The organism is Macrococcus epidermidis, assembly GCF_003259695.1.
GTDB classification, from domain to species: domain Bacteria; phylum Bacillota; class Bacilli; order Staphylococcales; family Staphylococcaceae; genus Macrococcoides; species Macrococcoides epidermidis.
The window spans coordinates 24,786-45,431 of the sequence record NZ_PZJH01000010.1; the positions used below are offsets into that span (position 1 = coordinate 24,786).

21 protein-coding genes are annotated in these 20,646 nt (G+C 36.3%); 16 read left to right on the forward strand and 5 right to left on the reverse strand.

What is annotated here, in order from left to right:
- Positions 1-2: 2 nt before the first annotated feature.
- From arsA to BHU61_RS12545, 9 genes are all read left to right on the forward strand, one after another.
- Complete coding sequence (arsA, locus tag BHU61_RS12505) at positions 3-1,721, forward strand: arsenical pump-driving ATPase (protein WP_111717343.1); 1,719 nt, start codon at positions 3-5, stop codon at positions 1,719-1,721.
- On the forward strand, positions 1,721-3,013 hold the full coding sequence (locus BHU61_RS12510) for an arsenic transporter (protein WP_111717388.1): 1,293 nt from the start codon (positions 1,721-1,723) through the stop codon (positions 3,011-3,013). The genes arsA and BHU61_RS12510 overlap by 1 nt, the downstream gene beginning before the upstream one ends.
- Positions 3,014-3,026: 13 nt before the next feature.
- On the forward strand, positions 3,027-3,422 hold the full coding sequence (gene arsC, locus BHU61_RS12515) for an arsenate reductase (thioredoxin) (RefSeq protein WP_379883834.1): 396 nt from the start codon (positions 3,027-3,029) through the stop codon (positions 3,420-3,422).
- A gap of 1 nt (position 3,423) precedes the next feature.
- Positions 3,424-3,609, forward strand: a complete 186-nt coding sequence (locus BHU61_RS12520) for a helix-hairpin-helix domain-containing protein (protein WP_199798239.1) — start codon at positions 3,424-3,426, stop codon at positions 3,607-3,609.
- A gap of 395 nt (positions 3,610-4,004) precedes the next feature.
- Entirely contained in the window at positions 4,005-5,360 is a 1,356-nt protein-coding gene (lpdA, locus tag BHU61_RS12525) for a dihydrolipoyl dehydrogenase (RefSeq protein ID WP_111717346.1), read from the forward strand.
- Between the two features lie 18 nt (positions 5,361-5,378).
- Positions 5,379-6,329, forward strand: a complete 951-nt coding sequence (locus BHU61_RS12530; protein ID WP_111717348.1) for a thiamine pyrophosphate-dependent dehydrogenase E1 component subunit alpha — start codon at positions 5,379-5,381, stop codon at positions 6,327-6,329.
- A gap of 12 nt (positions 6,330-6,341) precedes the next feature.
- Complete coding sequence (locus BHU61_RS12535; protein ID WP_111717350.1) at positions 6,342-7,364, forward strand: alpha-ketoacid dehydrogenase subunit beta; 1,023 nt, start codon at positions 6,342-6,344, stop codon at positions 7,362-7,364.
- 16 nt (positions 7,365-7,380) lie between these two features.
- On the forward strand, positions 7,381-8,685 hold the full coding sequence (locus tag BHU61_RS12540) for a dihydrolipoamide acetyltransferase family protein (protein WP_111717352.1): 1,305 nt from the start codon (positions 7,381-7,383) through the stop codon (positions 8,683-8,685).
- A 168-nt stretch (positions 8,686-8,853) separates the two neighbouring features.
- Positions 8,854-10,296 carry a sucrose-specific PTS transporter subunit IIBC gene (locus BHU61_RS12545; RefSeq protein ID WP_111717354.1) on the forward strand — a complete coding sequence of 481 codons (1,443 nt, stop codon included), beginning with the start codon at positions 8,854-8,856 and terminating at the stop codon, positions 10,294-10,296.
- A gap of 70 nt (positions 10,297-10,366) precedes the next feature.
- On the opposite strand, the gene BHU61_RS12550 is transcribed toward BHU61_RS12545, so the two are convergent.
- Positions 10,367-10,891: a transcription repressor NadR gene (locus tag BHU61_RS12550; protein ID WP_099578762.1), complete on the reverse strand. Its 525-nt coding sequence runs from the start codon at positions 10,889-10,891 to the stop codon at positions 10,367-10,369.
- 12 nt (positions 10,892-10,903) lie between these two features.
- Positions 10,904-11,986, reverse strand: a complete 1,083-nt coding sequence (locus BHU61_RS12555; RefSeq protein WP_111717356.1) for a cysteine desulfurase family protein — start codon at positions 11,984-11,986, stop codon at positions 10,904-10,906.
- An 81-nt stretch (positions 11,987-12,067) separates the two neighbouring features.
- Between BHU61_RS12555 and BHU61_RS12560 the strand changes: the two genes are divergently transcribed.
- The 4 genes from BHU61_RS12560 to BHU61_RS12575 all read left to right on the forward strand — a co-directional run bounded on the left by BHU61_RS12560 (position 12,068) and on the right by BHU61_RS12575 (position 15,867).
- Positions 12,068-13,507, forward strand: a complete 1,440-nt coding sequence (locus tag BHU61_RS12560) for an L-aspartate oxidase (RefSeq protein WP_111717357.1) — start codon at positions 12,068-12,070, stop codon at positions 13,505-13,507.
- Positions 13,473-14,306: a carboxylating nicotinate-nucleotide diphosphorylase gene (nadC, locus tag BHU61_RS12565; protein WP_111717359.1), complete on the forward strand. Its 834-nt coding sequence runs from the start codon at positions 13,473-13,475 to the stop codon at positions 14,304-14,306. The genes BHU61_RS12560 and nadC overlap by 35 nt, the downstream gene beginning before the upstream one ends.
- The gene (gene nadA, locus BHU61_RS12570; protein ID WP_379883833.1) at positions 14,299-15,390 is read left to right on the forward strand and encodes a quinolinate synthase NadA; all 1,092 of its coding nucleotides are present in this window, start codon (positions 14,299-14,301) and stop codon (positions 15,388-15,390) included. Before nadC ends, nadA begins: the two co-directional genes overlap by 8 nt.
- A gap of 66 nt (positions 15,391-15,456) precedes the next feature.
- Positions 15,457-15,867, forward strand: coding sequence for a hypothetical protein (locus tag BHU61_RS12575; protein ID WP_111717361.1), 411 nt, complete (start codon positions 15,457-15,459; stop codon positions 15,865-15,867).
- 32 nt (positions 15,868-15,899) lie between these two features.
- Here BHU61_RS12575 and BHU61_RS12580 read toward each other — a convergent pair whose 3' ends face one another.
- Positions 15,900-16,364, reverse strand: coding sequence for a GNAT family N-acetyltransferase (locus tag BHU61_RS12580; RefSeq protein ID WP_111717362.1), 465 nt, complete (start codon positions 16,362-16,364; stop codon positions 15,900-15,902).
- An 86-nt stretch (positions 16,365-16,450) separates the two neighbouring features.
- Between BHU61_RS12580 and BHU61_RS12585 the strand changes: the two genes are divergently transcribed.
- On the forward strand, positions 16,451-17,170 hold the full coding sequence (locus BHU61_RS12585) for an AAA family ATPase (RefSeq protein WP_099578748.1): 720 nt from the start codon (positions 16,451-16,453) through the stop codon (positions 17,168-17,170).
- Positions 17,171-17,184: 14 nt separating this feature from the next.
- Here the strand turns inward: BHU61_RS12585 and BHU61_RS12590 are convergent, their stop codons facing one another.
- On the reverse strand, positions 17,185-18,003 hold the full coding sequence (locus tag BHU61_RS12590) for an N-acyl homoserine lactonase family protein (RefSeq protein ID WP_170122560.1): 819 nt from the start codon (positions 18,001-18,003) through the stop codon (positions 17,185-17,187).
- A gap of 121 nt (positions 18,004-18,124) precedes the next feature.
- Positions 18,125-18,637: a DUF402 domain-containing protein gene (locus tag BHU61_RS12595; RefSeq protein ID WP_170122561.1), complete on the reverse strand. Its 513-nt coding sequence runs from the start codon at positions 18,635-18,637 to the stop codon at positions 18,125-18,127.
- Between the two features lie 218 nt (positions 18,638-18,855).
- On the opposite strand from BHU61_RS12595, the gene chrA reads away from it, so the two are divergent.
- The gene (chrA, locus tag BHU61_RS12600) at positions 18,856-20,010 is read left to right on the forward strand and encodes a chromate efflux transporter (protein WP_111717367.1); all 1,155 of its coding nucleotides are present in this window, start codon (positions 18,856-18,858) and stop codon (positions 20,008-20,010) included.
- A gap of 96 nt (positions 20,011-20,106) precedes the next feature.
- Positions 20,107-20,637, forward strand: a complete 531-nt coding sequence (locus BHU61_RS12605) for a DNA-3-methyladenine glycosylase I (protein WP_111717368.1) — start codon at positions 20,107-20,109, stop codon at positions 20,635-20,637.
- Positions 20,638-20,646 lie beyond the last annotated feature (9 nt).

The following is a 20,646-nucleotide window of genomic DNA, read 5'->3' on the forward strand; positions in this document are numbered from 1 at the left end:
TCATGCAAAAATTTAATCCAGATGCTATACCTTTAACAAAATATTTATTCTTTACGGGTAAGGGTGGTGTCGGTAAAACATCAATTTCGAGTGCGCTTGCTGTCCATTTAAGTGAGCAAGACAAGCGAGTGGCACTCGTTAGCACAGACCCTGCGAGTAATTTGCAGGATATATTCGAAATGGACTTAACGAGCGAATTAACTCAAGTGCCATCATTACAAAATTTATATGTAGCGAACTTCGAACCTATTGAAGCGGCTGAAAAATACAAACAATCTGTCATCAAACCATATATCGGAGTTCTTCCGGAGTTTGCGATAAAAAACATGGAAGAACAACTAAGTGGTTCATGTACTGTAGAAGTTGCAGCTTTCAATGAGTTTACTGGCTTTCTGGCAAATAGAGATTATGCAGAACAATTTGATCACATTATCTTTGATACAGCTCCGACAGGTCATACGTTAAGGATGCTCGAACTGCCTGATGCATGGTATTCATTTATTGAATCATCAACGCATGAAGCATCGTGTCTTGGTCAACTTTCTGGTTTATCGGACAACAAAAAAATATACTTAGAAGCAGTTAATAAATTGAAAGATGCCAGTTTAACAACGATGATGTTTGTTGCTCGTGGTGATCAGCACAGCATCCAGGAACTAATGCGTGCAATGGATGAACTACGCGATTTAAATATTACGAATGACATGGTTATTATTAATGGTGTCATCGAAAACCCAACGAGTAATCTTGCGCGTCAAAAAGCGAATAGAGAACAAACGGTTCTAAAACAATTTGAAGATTTTTTAACTCAAGTGCCGACCTATTATGTACCTATGAAACAGTTTAATATTTTCGGGATTGAGGCGATGAAACAAATGTTCACTGATGACACTTCAATCAACAATCATGAAAGTGTTGTTTTAGATAAAGGGCATTCAATAGATGAACTCGTTAACAAAATGATCAAGGATAATAAACGTTTCATCTTTACGATGGGTAAAGGTGGTGTAGGTAAGACAACAATTGCTAAAATAATCGCGAAACGCTTAGCTAGGCAGGATAAGTCTGTCTTATTGGCAACTACTGACCCGGCAAATATTTGGTATGATACTGAATCAAACGACCAAATTACAGTGAAATATATTGATGAAGTAGAGGCATTACGTGACTATGAAGCAGAGGTATTAGCTGCTGCAGAACATCTTTCTCAAGATCAAATTGATTATATTAAAGAAGACTTACGTAGTCCTTGTACTCAAGAAATAGCGTTTTTCAGAGCTTTTAGTGATTTTATTGCAGACAAGTCACATGATATTGTTGTAATTGATACAGCGCCAACTGGACATACACTATTACTGCTAGATGCTTCACAAAGCTATCATAAAGAGATAGAACGAAATACAGATGTATTACCAAGTTCAGTATCATCATTATTGCCGAGTATAACGAACAATGATTTAACTGAAATGGTCATTGTGACACTCGCTGAACCTACGCCTATTAAAGAAGCAGAGCGTTTGAAAGTAGATTTAGAACGCGCCGGTATCGATCAGCGTATGTGGGTCGTAAATAATACAATCGCTACACAAGCAGATACGCACGATATGTTTAATAGTAAAATTCAGGAAGAACGTAAACAAATCAATAAACTAATAGCACATCAGCCGTTTGTAGCGATACAACCTTATGATGTCAATATAGATGAGGTAGCAGCATTATGATAACAGCCATTGCGATTGCAATATTCTTAATAACTTTAACATTGGTCATCTGGCAGCCGAAGAATCTTTCAATTGGATATTCTGCTGTAGGTGGCGCCATACTCGCACTTATTTTTGGTGTTGTGGATTTCAACGATGTCATTGATGTAACGAACATCGTTTGGAATGCGACATTTACATTTATCGCAGTGATATTAATCTCGCTCATACTAGATGAAATAGGTTTCTTTGAATGGGCAGCATTACATATGACGCATCTAGCAAAAGGGAATACCTTTAAAATGTTTGTTTACGTATGCATATTAGGTGCCATCGTTGCAGCATTTTTCGCAAATGATGGTGCAGCTTTAATTCTTACACCGATCGTGCTGGCGATGGTGCGTAACTTAAAATTCAACGAAAAGATGGTCTTTCCCTTTATTATTGCGTCAGGATTTATCGCTGATACAACAAGTTTACCGTTAGTTGTAAGTAACCTTGTGAACATCGTGTCAGCTGATTATTTTGATGTATCATTTATGGAATATGCGAAACATATGTTTCTACCGAACATATTCAGTTTAATTGCAAGTATCACAGTGCTCTGGTTATACTTTAAGCGTAATATACCAACAACTTATGATAAGGATACGTTACGTCAACCGAAGTCAGCGATTAAAGATATGAAATTATTTAAGATGTCGTGGATTGTATTAGCGATTCTATTAATAGGATATTTAGTGAGTGACTTTATTAACTTCCCGGTAAGTATTATTGCATCACTCATTGCATTTATATTTATTATATCCGCAAGACAAAGTCCAGCTGTGAACACAGGCAAAGCAATTAAAGGTGCACCGTGGGCAATCGTCTTCTTCTCAATCGGCATGTATGTTGTCGTATATGGATTAAAGAATGTAGGACTGACAAGTTTACTCGCAGGTGTAATCGATAATATTACACAAACGAATTTATTTGGTTCAATTATGGGTATGGGCTTCTTATCAGCAATACTCTCATCTATTATGAACAATATGCCAACCGTATTGATTGATTCAATTGCAATTAAACAAAGTCAGGCATCAGGGATGCTTCAAGATGCTTTAGTATACGCTAACGTTATCGGATGTGATTTAGGACCTAAGATTACGCCGATCGGAAGCCTTGCAACGTTACTCTGGTTACACGTATTAAGTGGTAAAGGTGTTAAGATTTCTTGGGGAACGTATTTTAAAACAGGCATCGTCATTACAATTCCCGTATTGTTTGCGACGCTTGTAGGACTTTATATATCAATGAGAATATTTGGTTAAAAGGAGAATAATTATGACTAAAACAATCTATTTTTTATGTACAGGAAATTCTTGCCGTTCACAGATGGCAGAAGGATTTGGAAAAGAATATTTACCAGAGTGGAATGTATATTCTGCGGGAATTGAATCACACGGAGTAAACCCAAAAGCAATTGAAGCGATGAAAGAAGTAGGTATTGATATTTCAAACCATACATCAGATATAATTGATAAGGATAAATTGAATAATGCAGACTTAGTTGTAACATTATGTGATCATGCAAAAGATGTATGTCCGGTTATACCACCACATGTACGTACTGAGCATTGGGGATTTGAAGATCCTGCTGGACAAGACTGGTCAGTATTTCAGCGAGTACGTGATGAAATTGGAACACGTATCAAACACTTTGCTGAAACAGGTGAATAAAATGGAACTACCAAAGATCAGCAAACCAGCATTGCGTGCACTTGGTAGTATCAATGTGAAGACATTAGAAGACGTTACGAAATATAGTGAAGCAGAGTTATTAGCTTTACATGGATTTGGCCCAAAAGCCATTCGTATCTTAAAAGAAGTAATGGAAGAACAAGGATTGAAATTTAAAGAAGAATAAATATATAGAAATTGCACCGTTCATTATTTGAACGGTGCAATTTTTTTGCCAATAGATATTTTTGTAAGGAATATCACACATTTTAATTATTTGCTTTCCCTCACGTTGGATAATATTAAAAAAACATTTTGGTATAGACACGAAAATTGAAATATAATTTCAAAAATATTTTTATTAATTTATTATTTATATTGAGAAATAATACAAACCAAAATATAAAAATATATAAAGAATTAATTTATTATTTAAATATAGTGAATGGCTACTTAATAAATGTTCTCTTTTTGATATTTTATTTCGTCACAAAATAGTTACAAAATATTCTGATAAATTAATTGTAAACGTTTACAATTAGGTTTAAAATAAAGTTGTGAAATAAGAAAGAGGTGATAAGGTTGAAATATAATTATGATGTCGCCATCATTGGCGGAGGTCCAGGTGGTTATGTAACGGCGATTAGATTAGCTCAATTTAATAAGAAGGTCATTTTGTTTGAAGGAAAAAATTTAGGAGGAACTTGCTTAAATGTGGGATGCATTCCTTCTAAAGCAATGCTGAGGATTTCAGAGGTTATGTCCACAATTAAAGAAGCGGAAAAGTTTGGGATTATAACTAATGAAGTGAAAGTGGATTACTCCAAAGTAAAGAGTTATAAAGAGGATGTAGTGAAACAATTAGTAAATGGAGTTGGATATTTGCTTAAGAAGAATGGTGTTAAAGTGATAAATGAATTCGTAACAGAAATCAAAGATCATGATATTAAATACGCTGAAAATAAAGTTTCGGCAGAAAATATTATTTTGGCAACAGGATCTCAGCCTTTTATCCCTCCAATCGAAGGATTAAATAGTATTCAATATGATACGACAGACACTATTTTTACGTGGAAAACTTTACCTAAGTCACTCGTTATCATTGGTGGAGGTGTAATTGGAGTAGAAATGGCACAAGCGTTCGCACCACTTGGAGCAAAGGTAACACTTGTTGAGGTTGCTGATGATATTTTGATGACGGAAGATCAATCAGCACGTAAATTAGTAGAAAAACATTTAAAACAAGAAGGTATTACCATAATTACTAAAGCAAAAATCTCCAAAATAGAAAAAGACGAAATTACAGTTGGTAATGAAACAATACCGTTTGAAAAAATACTTATAGCCACTGGACGCAAAACAAATTTAGAACTTGCAGAGCAATTGGGTTTAGAGCTTAGTGAAAATAAAAAATTTATTGAAGTAAATGACTATATGCAAACTTCACAAAAACACATTTATGCCATTGGTGACATTATTCCAGGTTATCAACTTGCACATGCTGCAAGTCACGAAGGATTAATTGCCGCTGATTATATAGCTAATAATAACCATCACAAGTTAGACCAGACTAAAGTGCCACGTTGTGTGTATACAACACCTGAAATCGCTTCATTTGGCTTAAGTGAAGAACAGGCAAAAAAAGATTATGATGTAAAAGTTTCAACTTATAACCTCGCTGGCAACGGTAAAGCAATTTCATATGGAGATTCAACGGGATTTGTAAAAGTAATCAGTGAAAAGAAATACGGTGAAATTCTCGGTGCAGTTATTTGTGGTGCACATGCAACAGAACTAATAAGTACTATCTTAGCTGTAAAAAATGCCGAAGGTACAATGGACGAATTAGCACATCAAATTTTTGCACATCCAACAGTTTCAGAATCAATAGGAGAAAGTGCTGAAGATTTCTTTGGATTAAGTATTCATCAGCCATAAAAAAGGGAGGAATAAACAATGGAAAAGGAAAAAGCACTATGGATTTATCGAAAAATGAATGAAATTCGTGAGTTTGAGGATGAAGTGCATAGAATATTCTTGACTGGTACGATTCCAGGTTTTGTACATTTATATGCAGGAGAAGAAGCAATAGCAGTAGGAGCTTGTGCAGAACTAAATGATGCTGACTATATCACAAGTACACACCGCGGACATGGACATGCTATTGCTAAAGATTGTGATATTTTAGGTATGATGGCTGAGATTTATGGACGTAAAGATGGCTTAAATAAAGGGAAAGGCGGTTCAATGCATATTGCTGAAGTTGAAAAAGGTATACTAGGTGCCAACGGAATCGTAGGTGCTGGATTCCCACTTGCAAATGGTGCAGGTCTTTCTATTAAAACATTAAAACAGGATGCAGTTGCCGTATGTTTCTTCGGTGATGGTGCTTCAAACGAGGGTACTTTCCATGAAGGTTTAAACTTTGCTTCGATATTAAATTTACCCGTAATTTTTATCTGTGAAAACAATGGTTTTGGTGAAGCGACACCCCATAGTTATGCATCAGCTTCAGAAACTGTGGCTGAACGTGCATCATCTTATAATATGCCAGGGCATCATGTAGATGGTAAAGATGTTGTAGAAGTTAATGAAGTAATGATTGAGGCAGTGAAACGTGCAAAAGCTGGAGAGGGGCCAACTTTAATTGAATGTAAAACATATCGTAACTATGGTCACTTTGAAGGAGATGCTCAAAGTTATAAATCAGATAAGGATGAATTACGTGACTTAGATCCAATTGTTATTTTTAAAGAACGTGCTTTAAAAGAGGGTTGGATGACTGAAGATGAAGCGAAGAAAATTGAAGATGAGGCAAAAGCATTAATTGAAGAAGCGGTTAAATTCGCAGAAAATAGTCCATTACCAGATGACTCTTCACTACTTGAAGATGTCTATGCAGATTAAGGAGGAATAATCATGACAAGAGAACTCACATTTATGCAAGCGGTTACTGAAGGAATCGACCAGGCAATGGAGAAAGATGAAACTGTTATTTTAATGGGAGAAGACGTTGCTGGTGGTAATACAATTGAGCATTTAGATGGAGATGAAGCGTGGGGCGGCGTGTTCGGCTTAACGAAAGGTATCGTAGGTAAATATGGTCGTGAACGTGTTATTGATACACCAATCGCCGAACAAAACTATGTTGGTGCGGGTGTAGGTGCCGCTGCAACCGGACTTAGACCGATTGTTGAATTAATGTTCAACGATTTCATTGGATATGCACTAGACGCATTACTTAACCAAGGTTCAAAAATGCGTTACATGTTTGGTGGTAAAGCAAAAATTCCTATGACGATGCGTACAGTGCATGGCGCAGGTGCTTCAGCGGCCGCTCAGCACAGTCAATCATTATATGGTATGTTCGGAGCAATTCCAGGTATAAAAGTAGTTGTACCATCCAACCCATATGATGCAAAAGGATTATTACTTGCCGCAGTTGAAGATGATAACTTAGTTGTATTTTCTGAAGATAAAACATTATATGGTATGAAAGGTGAAGTACCAGAAGAGTATTATACTGTTGAAATAGGCAAAGCAAAAATTGTAAGAGAAGGTACAGACCTTTCAATCGTTGCGATTGGTAAAATGGTACATGTAGCACTTGAAGTAGCGGATGAATTAGAAGGCCAAGATGTTTCAGTTGAGGTTATTGATTTAGTAACAGTAGCACCGTGGGATCAGGAGACAATATTGAATTCTGTAGAGAAAACAAATCGATTAATTGTAATAGACGAAGCAAATCCACAAAGTTCTACAGGTCATTCAATTGCAGCTGTTGTTGGTGACAAAGCATTTGATTATTTAGATGGACCTGTTAAAGTTATTACGGCACCACATACACCTGTTCCTTTTGCTGAGAACCTTGAGAAACTATACATTCCAAATAAAGATAGAGTGCTTAAAGAAGCAGCAGAAATTATTGATGATTTAAAATAATGCGAGGTGAAGTTAAATGAGTAAAAGAGTTGATATGCCGAAGTTAGGAATGACCATGACAGAAGGTACAATAGATGAATGGTACAAATCTGTAGGTGATGCTGTTAAGAAAGGCGAAGCATTATGTATGATTGCTTCTGAGAAATTAACGATGGATGTTGAATCTCCGGATGATGGACAACTACTTGAAATCACTGTTGAAGCAGGAGGTGTTGCGAAAGTTGGTGAGCAAATAGGACTTGTTGGTGCAGAAGGTGAAGAGAGCGATAACAAGCTGTCAGGAGACGATGAAGCACTAAGTGAATCTGGTGAACCCACTGATGAACGTCAAGCAATTAAAGATGCTGCAGAGAAATCAGATAGCTTTGAGCGTACTCACGATAAGGAAATTAATGAAAATGCAATTGAAGAAGAGGGTCATCCAACTGAGCAACCTCAACAATCTGATAAGAGAATATTTATCACACCGCTTGCTAAGAAAATAGCACAAGAAAAAGGTATAGATTATTCACAAATTAAAGGTACGGGTGGTAACGGACGTATCACAAAGCGTGATGTTGAAAATGCACCAGCTAAAGCGCAGACTGAGCAAGCAGCTCCAGCTGAAGTTCATGCCGTTGCCGAGAAATCTATTACACCGAAAAACTTAAGCCCAATGCGTAGTGCGATAGCTGCGAACATGATGAACAGCTTACAAACGACAGCACAATTAACATTACATCAAAAAGCAAATGCAGATAAACTATTTAAATTTAATAAAAAACTTAAAGCTGAAGTTAGTAATAGCGAACTAGATATTAAAGTAACTGTTACGGCATTGATTACTAAAGCTGTTGCATTGGCATTAAAAGAAGATGAAAAAATGAACAGTACTTATGATGAAGGCATTTTAACGAAACATGATGATGTGAATATCGGAATAGCAACTTCGCTTGACGATGGATTGATGGTACCGGTAATTCATGATGCAGGTAGTAAATCTATCGGTGACATTGCAGTGCAAATCTTAGAACTATCTGACGCAGCAAGAAACGGTAGTTTAGAGAATGAGAAGATGAGTGGCGGTACGTTTACGATTACAAATATCGGGACATCTGGTATTGAATATTTCACACCAGTGCTAAATGCACCTGAAGTAGGTATTTTAGGTGTAGGATCAGTGCAAAATGAATTAAAATTAGTTGATGGTGAAGTGAAAGAAACGAAAATCATACCGCTCAGCTTAACAATCGACCATCAAATTATTGATGGTGCAGACGGTGCAAACTTCTTAGCTACTTTAATCAAATATATTGAAAATCCATTTTTATTAGTACTATAAATGATGAGAAGCTTGAGACAGGTGGTCTCAAGCTTTTTTTATAAAAATATTAAATGTAAGCGTTGACAGACGATAATTAAGAGAGTATTATGAAGTTAAATTCATAGTAAAAGTCACGGACATATTTTTTTATACCAAAATGGAACCGGTTCCAAAGGAGGAAATGGAATGGATTACAATCAAGTTTCAAAAGATATTCTAGCTGCTATCGGTGGCAAAGAAAATATCGATGCAATGGCACACTGTTCAACGCGTTTACGTTTAGCTTTAAAAGATGAGAGTATCGTAGACCAGAAAGCATTAGACAATATGGATGCGGTAAAAGGTACTTTCTCAACAGGTGGTCAGTACCAAATTATTATCGGAGCAGGTACAGTCAATACTGTATTTAACGAAATGAGCAAGATGACCGGTATGGATGCTGCAACGAAATCAGAAGTAGCGTCTAAATCTACGAAGAAGATGAACCCATTACAACAATTTGTTAAGATGCTTTCAGATATTTTTGTGCCAATTATTCCAGCAATCGTAGCTGGTGGTTTATTGATGGGGATTAATAATTTATTTACAGCAGAAGGACTATTTTATGAAGGTAAGACAACGGTTATTCAAGCTAACCCAGGATTAGCTGGTCTGGCAGATTTTATTAATTTACTTGCTAATGCACCATTCGTCTTCTTACCAATCTTAATTGGTTTTAGTGCCGCGAAACGTTTCGGTGGTAATCCGTATCTAGGTGCAGCACTTGGTATGATCTTAGTGCATCCAGCATTATTAAATGGTTATGATTTCCCGAAATATGTTGCAGCTGGTAAAGATATTCCGGCTTGGGATTTACTTGGATTGAAAGTTCAAAGTGTTGGTTATCAAGGTCAAGTGTTACCGATTTTAGTAGCGAGTTGGATATTAGCGACAATCGAAAAGAACTTACGTAAAGTCACGCCATCTTGGTTAGATAACTTAACAACACCATTAATTTCTTTATTTGTTACTGGATTCTTAACGTTCTTATTCGTTGGGCCGTTAACACGTACAGCAGGTACTTATTTAACAGACGGTTTAACTTGGTTATATGAAACAGGTGGATTTGTTGGAGCGATGATTTTCGGATTCTTCTATGCACCAATCGTTATTACAGGTATGCACCACTCATTTATTGCGGTTGAAACGCAGTTAATTGCAGATGCTGCGAAAACAGGTGGATCATTTATCTTCCCGATTGCTGCAATGAGTAACGTTTCTCAAGGTGCAGCAACATTAGCGGTATTATTCATTACAAAAAATGAAAAATTAAAAGGTATCGCATCAGCTGCTGGTATCTCAGCGTTATTAGGCATTACTGAACCTGCAATGTTCGGGGTTAACTTAAAATTACGCTATCCATTCATCGGCGCGATTATTGGTTCAGCTGTTGGTTCAGCATATATCGGTTTAATGCAGGTTAAAGCGACAGCTTTAGGTGCTGCTGGTTTACCGGGTGTTATCTCGATTGCACCAGGAAGTTACATGAATTATGTTATCGCAATGGCGATTGCAATCGTTACTGCATTTGTGGCAACATTCATCTTATCAAAACGTCCAAAAAACAAAGCGATTGAAGAAGAAGCATAATTTATATCATTAATTCAATATAAAATATTAATAAGGCCAGGACAACGCGTCCTGGCCTTATTTGTGCTGTTTACTCATAATCATAAATAAATCCATGTGCTAATAAATCACGTTCTGCATTATCGAGTATCTTTTCGGATTTAGCTGAGATTACATGTTCATGTATACCGTATGTGAGTTCTGCTAGCATTCTGCCGTTATCTTCGGTCATATCATTTGAGAATTCATAACAATCTTCTACAGAATTGAGCATCAGGTTCGCTGTAATTTTACCGTACACTGGATGATTGACAGATACATTATCAATCATTGCGCCATTTTCAACGATAATCGTTAATTCTTCTAACATTCTGCTATTGTCATGTTTTACGGTAATCGTACGTTTATATTTCTCACCTGTTTGAGGTGTCGCTTCAAAGATATATCCTTTCTTTGTCGCTTTAATGCCGATTTCTTCTTCACGCAATTTTGCAATATCCGAAACAATGATTTGCCTTGAAACATTAAATTGTTTCGCTAATGCAGCGCCTGGTATAGCAGCTGTACTTTCTTTAATCAGTTGTGCAATTTGTCGTCTTCTTTCCTCTGTTTGCATAGACTTTCACCTTTATGTTATTTGATTGATGACTTCTAAAAAAGTATTGATTTCTTCTTCTGTTGTTAATGTACTAAGTGATACCCGAATATATTGATGTACCGAGTAACTTTGCTTTGTAATCAATGTTTCTAAGCCTCTTGAATGCATTGTACCATGCCCACATGCAGTTCCGGTAGAGATTAAGATATTGTGTTGTGACAGTTGCTGCATGATATATTGTCCGTCTGTTTTATTGATAAGGATCGGAATAATATTTTTAAGCTGTGGTTCGAATTTCATCGGCACGTATAATGCTGGGTCGAGCGTAGTAATAATTTTGTGATTGAACTGCTGTATCGTGTCTGATTGTTTATAGTCTATCAATGCTTGTGTCATCGCAACAAGTGACGGTACATCCACCGTGCCGTTTCTCATATGATGTTCGTGATGATAGAACGGATTGGTTATGCGCAATGCTTCTTCCCTAATAAGAAGTGCACCGATTCCTTTTGGACCGAAAAATTTATGTCCACTGATTGAAAGTGACGTTACATATTGCGTTGGAATCCTTAACTTACCAGCTGATTGCACTGCATCAATGTGAAATGGAATATTAAATTGATTTGTTAATTGTCCTATTTGCTCAATTGGAAAGATATAACCTGTTTCAGAACTGACATGAACACAGCTTACACATGCTATTGTTTCATGATATTGCTGTATAAATTGTTCTGTCAGAGTTAGATCAATCATGCCAGTTTCGTCTTCTGGGAAGTAGTGTATGTCGTAACGAGCATGTTCGTGTAACGCTGCATAGACAGATGGATGTTCAAATTTAGACGTAAGTACGATTGTTTTATTTGATTCATGATAGAGATAATTGTTTAAAGCCATTTCGTTTGCATGAGAGCCACTGGTCGATGTTACAAGTGTAAAGTTATCTGTAAAGTATTCGTTCAGTGCATTCTCGCAGTTGTGTACGATATCTTTAACCATATCGCCACCACTATGCAAACTCTCAGAATTATAATAAAATTTTTGATTTGTATCAAAGTAACGTTGCATTGCACTCGCTGACATAGGTGATGTTGCAGCATAATCTAAATTTATCATCGAATTACCTCTTGTAATTTTATTGTTTATGTGACAATATAATTGTAAAACTAATGTAAATATATTGTAAAGGTGTTTTTTATGTATGATGTAATTATTGTCGGTGGTGGTATTAGCGCACTCAGCCTGTTAAGATATCTTCCGAAACACTATAAAGTTGCTGTCGTGATGGAGAACAATGCTTCTTCGAGTGTTATGGCACAAGGTGGCATTGCGTCATCTTTATTTGAAAGTTCGATTGAAAGTCATGTGCAGGACACATATACCGCTGGATGCAATTACGGAGATATTGATGTTATTCGTAAGATGATTGAAACGGGAAATCATGTTGTTCGGGATTTAATAAATAGAGGTATCGAGTTCGATCAAAAATCAGGATTGTTTGATTTAGGTATGGAGGGCGCGCATGCTGTACCTCGCATCTTTCATATGAATCATGATCGGACAGGACAATCTCTTTGTGCTTTTATGCGTTTGCAACTTCAACCACAAGTTGAAATGATTTATGGGCGTTTAACGGCACTACATAAAGATGTATATGGAAAGGTTTGCGGTATTTCAGTAGATGACAAAATATTACCGGGGCAATTTGTTGTACTTGCCACCGGTGGATATAGTGGTATGTTTCAACCTGCCTCGAACCCGAGTGTATCTGGTGTGTATGCACAAATGCTCGCACTACTTTCAGGGTGTACATTACGTGACCTTGAAATGATACAGTTTCATCCGACGATGCTTACGATTGATAATAAAGCAATCTGTCTCGTCTCTGAAGCAGTAAGAGGTGCTGGTGGCGTATTGGTGAATGAACATGGTGAACCAATTATGGCAAAGTATTTGCAGCGTGATCTGTCACCACGGCATATTACGAGTTACGAAATATTCAGTCGCATACAAAATGGAGAACGCATTTATTTAGACATTTCAAACATACGCAATTTTGCACAGCAGTTTCCATTCATTCATGCACAGTGTGAGCAATTTGGTTTATCGGAACGCATTCCTGTTGCACCGGGTGCACATTACACGATGGGTGGTATAGCAGCAGATGTAAATGGTGCGACAGCAGTAGATAACTTATTTGTAATTGGTGAAGCAGCATGTACTGGTTTCCATGGTGCGAATCGACTTGCAAGTAACTCACTGCTGGAAGGGCTTGCGATGGGGAAACTACTTGCTGAAACATTGATTAATAAATCGTTAATGTCACCCGGAAAAATATTTTCTACTGTGTCTATTCAATATAATAGTCATTTTAATCATACATCTTTTATGAAACATGTAGGTATCGTTAGAGATACTGAAAACTTAAATAATTACTTGAATACCCTTAATTCAAATGATACTTTAACAGCATTTGCACGCCTTATTGCAGAGTGTGCGATAAATCGTACTTCAACACTTGGTGCACATGTGATAAAGGATAAAGATGTATCAAACAGCGATAAAACAAATATCGTAAAACATTTAAATGGAGGAACAACTGTTGAATTTAATTCGCTTAGAACAAAAGTTACGTGATTTTATGGATGAAGATTTATCATATGGAGATCTATCATCAGCTATCTTTGATAACAATACAACTGGCACGATGCAACTGATTGCTAAAGAAGATGGCTATTTTTGTGGTGAAGATGTTATCTTACGAGGGTTTAATATTTTAGATAAGTGTGATGTCGTTTGTTTCAAACATGATGGGGATACGTTACATAAGGGTGAGGTTATTGCTAAAATCTCTGGAAAAGTAAAGCATCTATTACAGGCAGAGCGTACTGTATTAAATATGATTCAGCGTATGAGCGGAATTACGACAGAAACGAAAAGGTATATAGAGAAAATAGCACATACGTCAGCTCAAGTGACAGATACACGTAAAACAACGCCGGGACTTGGCATGTTTGAAAAATATGCAGTACGTATTGCAGGTGCCAGCAATCACCGTAGAAATCTTAATGACGGAATCATGTTAAAGGATAATCACATTGCATTTATGGGGTCGATTGAAGCAGCAATGCAAAGTGCAAATGCATTGCGTGGTCATATGGATAAGGTTGAAATTGAGATAGAAGATGAAGAAATGCTTAAAGCAGCAATTAAAGCTCAGGCCGATATCATTATGTTTGATAATTGTACGCCGGAATTTATTAAAGCGCATATTCATCTTGTGCCAGATCATATTATTACAGAAGCATCTGGTGGCATTAATATCGACACGATCAAAGCGTATGCCGAAGCAGGTGTCGATTATATTTCAGTTGGTAAGTTATTTCATGGTGCCAATGCACTCGATATTTCAGGAAAGGTGGATATCGATGATTGATTTATTAAAGTCAGGACAAATCCCTGAACAGTATTTACAAATGTCGAAAGAGGCGCTTGAAGCAAGGGTGAAAGAAGTAAAAAGTTTGCTTGGTGATGATTTATTTATTCCTTGTCATCATTATCAAAAAGATGAAGTCGTACAATTTGCTGATGCAGTAGGTGATTCGTTAGAACTTGCAAATATTTGTAAGACGAATACAGCGAAGTTTATCGCATTTTGTGGTGTACACTTTATGGCAGAAACTGCTGATATGCTGACAAATGATGATCAGATTGTATTGTTACCAGATTTAAGAGCAGGTTGTTCGATGGCAGATATGGCGAATATCCATCAGGTGGAACGTTGTGACGCATATTTAAGAGCTGAATTTAATATCGACTGTCTACCACTGACTTATGTCAATTCTACAGCAGCAATTAAAGCGTTTGTCGGTAGGAAAGATGGAGCATGTTTAACAAGCGGTAACGCACATAAAGTAGTGAGTTGGGCACTTGCGCAGGATGAAATCATACTCTTCTTACCAGACCAGCATTTAGGACGCAACACAGCATATGATTTAGGTGTTCCGTTAGAACAGATGGCAATCTATGATCCGATTCAAAATAAACTTGAATATGATGGTGAAATGAGTGACTTACGTATCATCTTATGGAAAGGGCATTGCTCAGTGCATGAGAAATTTACGGTGCAAAATATTGGCCAAGTAAGAAAGCAGCATCCGGATATGCGTATTATCGTTCATCCTGAATGTACTTTTGAAGTGGTTCAGCAAAGTGATGATGCAGGATCTACACGAAAAATCCTGGAAGAAATTACGAACGCAGCACCTGGCTCTAAGTGGGCAATCGGTACAGAAATGAACTTAGTTAATCGCATTATAAAGCAAAATCCAGATAAAGAAATCATCTCACTTAATCCATTTATGTGTGCATGTCTGACGATGAATCGTATCGACTTACCACATCTTGTATGGTGTCTCGATAAGATAATAGAACATAACTTCGAAAACCAGATTACAGTAGATCATGAAACGACGACCTATGCTTTAAAAGCATTAGATAAAATGTTATCTCTGCAGTAATCGTTATAAATGTAATAAATCTATAAATGCATTATAATAAACATAATGTTGAATGGAGGAATTACAATGAATAAATGGGTTAAAAGAGGTTTAGTAGTCGGCGCATTAACAGTTGGTGCCGTACAAGGCGTTAAATATTTAGAGAAAAACGAGATGGTTAAAAAACGTCTTAATGATTTAAAGAACGTTAAAGAATATAACGACTTACGTAAAGCGATTATGGAAGTTGTTCATGCATTTAACAACAACAACGCACCACGTCTAGAACAACAATTCCAGAACAATGATTTTGTTACTGATCAGACTGAACCGACAAATAATGTGCAGGAAGAAACGATTGGTGAAGCGGTAAAACGCGTGTTAGATACACCAGTTGTAACGAATTTAATCGGCGATAAAGCAGATATCGATATGATGAAAGATTTAATCGATGAAACAGCTGAAGTTGAAAAGCTAATCAGAAGCTGGTTTAACTAAAAAGATTGAGACAAAATTTTGTCTCAATCTTTTTATATTTCCAGTCTATAAATATATTGTTCACCTAAAGCGCCCTCAATGCGACGACCTGTATCTTCGAAGTCAACACGTTCATATAGTTTTTGTGCTGGGATATTGGCATGGTTTACACCAAGAACAATAGATTTGACATGTGTAAAATGTTTCCTAATGTAAAACGGTAATTGCAGCATTGCATGTTTACCATGCCCTTTTCCGCTATATGAATGATCCATAATCAGACTAGTAAGCAGTAAAGATTGTTTTTCATCTGTATACTGAAATCTTCTATCAGTACGATGCAATAAGAAGAAACCAATCGGCTGATTTCGATTAATAATCACGACACCATGTACATTATCGTTTATTTCTTCGATACTATATTCAGGTAATTGTGTATACTTTAAAGCTTCAGCTGGTTGATAGAATTGCCTTAATCTCTCTTTGTACTGCTCATCATATGGAACCAATTGAACCATCTTTGCACCTCGAATGACAATAAATTTTTATTATTACTTTTTTTACTATATTATTAATATAACAGAATTTTTTATGAGGTGAAAAGATGTTTATCAAAAGTATTGCATCAAATTTTAAGCCACATGAAGCAACACCTTACTATATGAAAATCCCTGCGATAAAAAAATTAGAACGGATTGATTTAACCAATCCAGTAACTATCATCGTCGGAGAAAATGGAACAGGGAAATCAACTTTAATAGAAGCGATTGCAGTGAATTATGGGTTAAATCCAGAAGGCGGAGGCAAGAACTTTAACTTTGCAACGAAACATTCACATGCAGGACTATATGAAGAAATAAGACTTGGAAAGATGGGTGTACCGAGCGATACATTCTTTTTACGTGCAGAAGGATTTTATAATGTGGCAACTGAAATTGAGCGGCTTAATGCGATTGACGGTAGACTGCTCAACAGTTATGGTGGTAAAAGTTTGCATGATCAATCCCACGGTGAATCATTTCTAGCGTTACTTAAATATCGATTTCGAGCGAAAGGTTTATATATTTTAGACGAGCCTGAAAGTGCTTTATCACCGATGCGTCAAATGTCGATGATTGTTAGGATCAATGATTTAGTAAAGCGTGGTGCGCAGTTTATTATCGCAACGCATTCTCCAATTATTATGGCGTATCCAGGTGCTGATATTATACAGTTAAATGATGATGGATATGAACGAATTGATTACAGAGAAACAGAACATTATATCGTTACAAAGGCATTTATCGATAAACCAGAAAAGATGATTGAGACTTTATTAGAATAGTCTCAATCATCTTTTTATAATGTGATGATTTCTTCTTTTAAACTGAGGTCATGACTTGTTAATATTTTCTTACATAGAGAATCTTTACTTACGTTATTAATCCAGAGTAACGCCTTCTTTAAATCATAGTGATTCATCACATGAGCTGGAATAATAATATCTTCATAAGATGCATTGACCAGTGCAGCATCACTCGTGATTAAAATATATTCTCCGGCACTATTCATTACTTTCACCATAAATAAACCAACGCTGTGACCTGGAGCATGGATGAGCTGTACTGTCTTATCTCCGAATAGATCATATGATTGGCCACTTGGGCCAATGCCCGTTTGGTCAAACTCAAAGCATGTTAAATCTATATCATTCCATAACTTTTGAAGATAACGCATTACACGTTTATTGGATTCTAATATTTCTTCACGACTTGCAAATATATATTTGGCATCTTTAACCTGACGAACACCGCTTACGTGATCGCTATGCAAATGTGTAAGTAACACATAATCTAAGTCGCCTGGTAGTATTCCTCTTTTACTGAGTTGCTCGTCTATCGATTGTCCTTCAGGTAATGTAGCGCGATGAATGAGTCGCTGTAATCCCAACTCTTTATGTTCTTCTGTGCGCACGCGTTTATGCCAGCCTGTATCAACAAGTATTAAACCTTTCGGGTGTTCAATCAGGAAACATGCGATAGGATATTGTTTGCGGTTTTTCTTACATGAAATAAATCCAAGCTTTGTAAGTGGATTTAGGGATTTAGTCTGTGTCGTAACGGTGCGATCGACAGTAATAAACCCTGTCTGAATAACATGTATACTAATTTTTGACACGTAAATCCCTCCGTTCCAGTTAATGTTACAACTAGCGTATCATATTATTTATAAAATAGTATTCCTTTATTGTTACAAGTTGTTAAAGATGTATAAAAAAAGATACTCTAAAAAGAGCATCTTATTTTATCGGACCATCGACATCTTTAAAATTATCGATGCCGAATGGAAATACATTATTTTTTATATTTGTTTTAAGTTCCTGCAGTGAAACGAGTGCGAAATTGGTTAACTGCAATGGATAGTTATATCGCTTCGTACTATCTAAGAACATGTCATTATTTCTTAAAAACCATTGTCCTGTATTCGATTTGACATAATCCATATCCAGGTCGATATATGTAATGTTGCCTTCATCATCCATTTGGCAAGGTGTTGAGATATTACAAAAAATCTTAACAGGTTTATATTGTTCATCGATTGAAATTGATACCGTATATCCATGATATTTAGAAAGAAAATGAAGCGTATCGTAATCAAGTAAATATGCTTCGTCTTTAATGAAATGTTTTAATAGAGAATTTTTTTCACATACTACAAAAAAGTAATGTGGTGTTTCAGAAAGTAATTTCCCTTCTACTTCTACGTGAGGTCTATCTGGATATTTATGTGATTTTATCTTTACTGTATTCACTATCTGGACCTCCTAATTTAATGTGTAGGTTTATTATAATATGAAATCGTTTTCCATGCATTGATTTCAACAGTTCTCTTTAATAATGTCATAAATTCGAGAAATTTTAAACCGTAACTCTATATATTCTCTTAAACCTTACATAATCTTTAAAATGTTGTAACATAACTGTACTGAATATTCGTTATGATAAGTTTAACAAATCAATGGGGTGGGTTATGGGACGTTTATTAGAAATATTTTTAGTAGCACTAAAACTTGGCGTGACGAGTTTTGGAGGACCGGTTGCGCATCTTGGTTATTTCCGAGTTGAATATGTCGAGAAAAGAAAATGGCTAAGTGATAAAGTATATCAGGATCTTGTCAGTCTATGTCAGTTCCTGCCTGGGCCAGCATCGAGTCAGGTCGGTATCGGTATTGGTTTAATGCGTGGAGGGATACTCGGCGCAATATTAGCCTTTTTAGGCTTTACATTACCGTCAGTCTTTGTCCTGATTGCGTCAGTGTACTTTATGAAGGCACTCGATATGGATCTGGATTTTATAAAAGGGTTACTCATCGTTGCAATTGCCGTCGTTTTGCATGCATTAGTTGGTATGGGTAAGACCACTTTAAATAATTTAACAGCAATCATGATCTTTTTACTCAGTTTAGTCACTGCACTTGTATTTCCAACAGCATTTACGCAAATCTTAATTATTATCACTTCAGGATTAATTGGTATGTTATTGTATAAAGTTGAAACGAAAAAAGATGCGCCCATCTCTATTCAAGTTTCGAAATCAATGAGTATTGCTGCATTAATACTACTTGTTATTTTAATGATTGGACTACCGATTATTGCCCAGGTCATTAATAATGAATGGCTACATATGTTTGATAGATTATTTCGCGGAGGATTACTGGTATTTGGTGGAGGTCATGTCGTATTACCACTGTTACAAAGTGCCTTCGTACCGGATATGATGGATATCGATACATTCCTTGCTGGATATGGCTTAACACAGGCGATGCCTGGTCCATTGTTTACCTTTGGTTCATTTGTTGGCGCAAGTTTATTTGGTGTAATAGGTGGACTCGTCGCAATGGTAGCAATTTTCTTACCCGCCTTTTTATTAGTGATCGGAACTTTGCCATTCTGGGCTGTTATTCGTGAGCATCGAGTGATGAAACAGGCATTAAAAGGAATTAATGCGGGTGTTATCGGTATTTTAGGAGCTGCATGGATAAATCCTATTATCATGCATACTGTAACACATTGGATGGATGTTGTATTTAGTTTAATACTTTTTGTTTTATTATATTTTGTAAAATTGCCGCCGTGGGTTATCGTAGTGCTCGGTATTATTATTGGATTTGTATTTTATAGATAAGTGCACAATTTATATTGTGTGCTTTTTTTGTGGTAGTAGAGTGGTTGCTTAAATGATACAATAAGTAAGTAATTTACAAAGAAAAAAGGTGATAGCATGAGATTTACCTGGGCAGATAGTCATCCATTGATGGCCGAATATTATGAGAATGAATGGGGTATTGCATCGCATGATGATGCGTATCTCTTTGAAATGCTTGTTCTTGAAGGTATGCAGGCAGGTCTTTCATGGCTGACAATATTGAAACGCAGGGAAGGCATACGTGCTGCACTCGATCAATTTGATTATCATAAAATCGCAAATTATAATGCAGATGATTTTAATCGGCTGATGAAGTCAGATGCGATGATTAAAAATAAATTAAAGATTGGTAGTATCATTAATAATGCGCAGAAATTTATTGAGATTCAGCAGGAGTTTGGTAGTTTTGATCGATACATATGGTCATTTACAGACTTTAAACCAGTGGTTACATATTTTGAAGAAGAAAGTTTAGTGCCTGCAGATAACGCTTTATCTCAACAAATTAGTAAAGATTTGAAGCAACGTGGTTTTAAATTTGTCGGACCGGTAATAATTTATGGATTTTTAGGTGCAATAGGTATCATTCAAGATCGATTACGTTAAAGAGGTGTT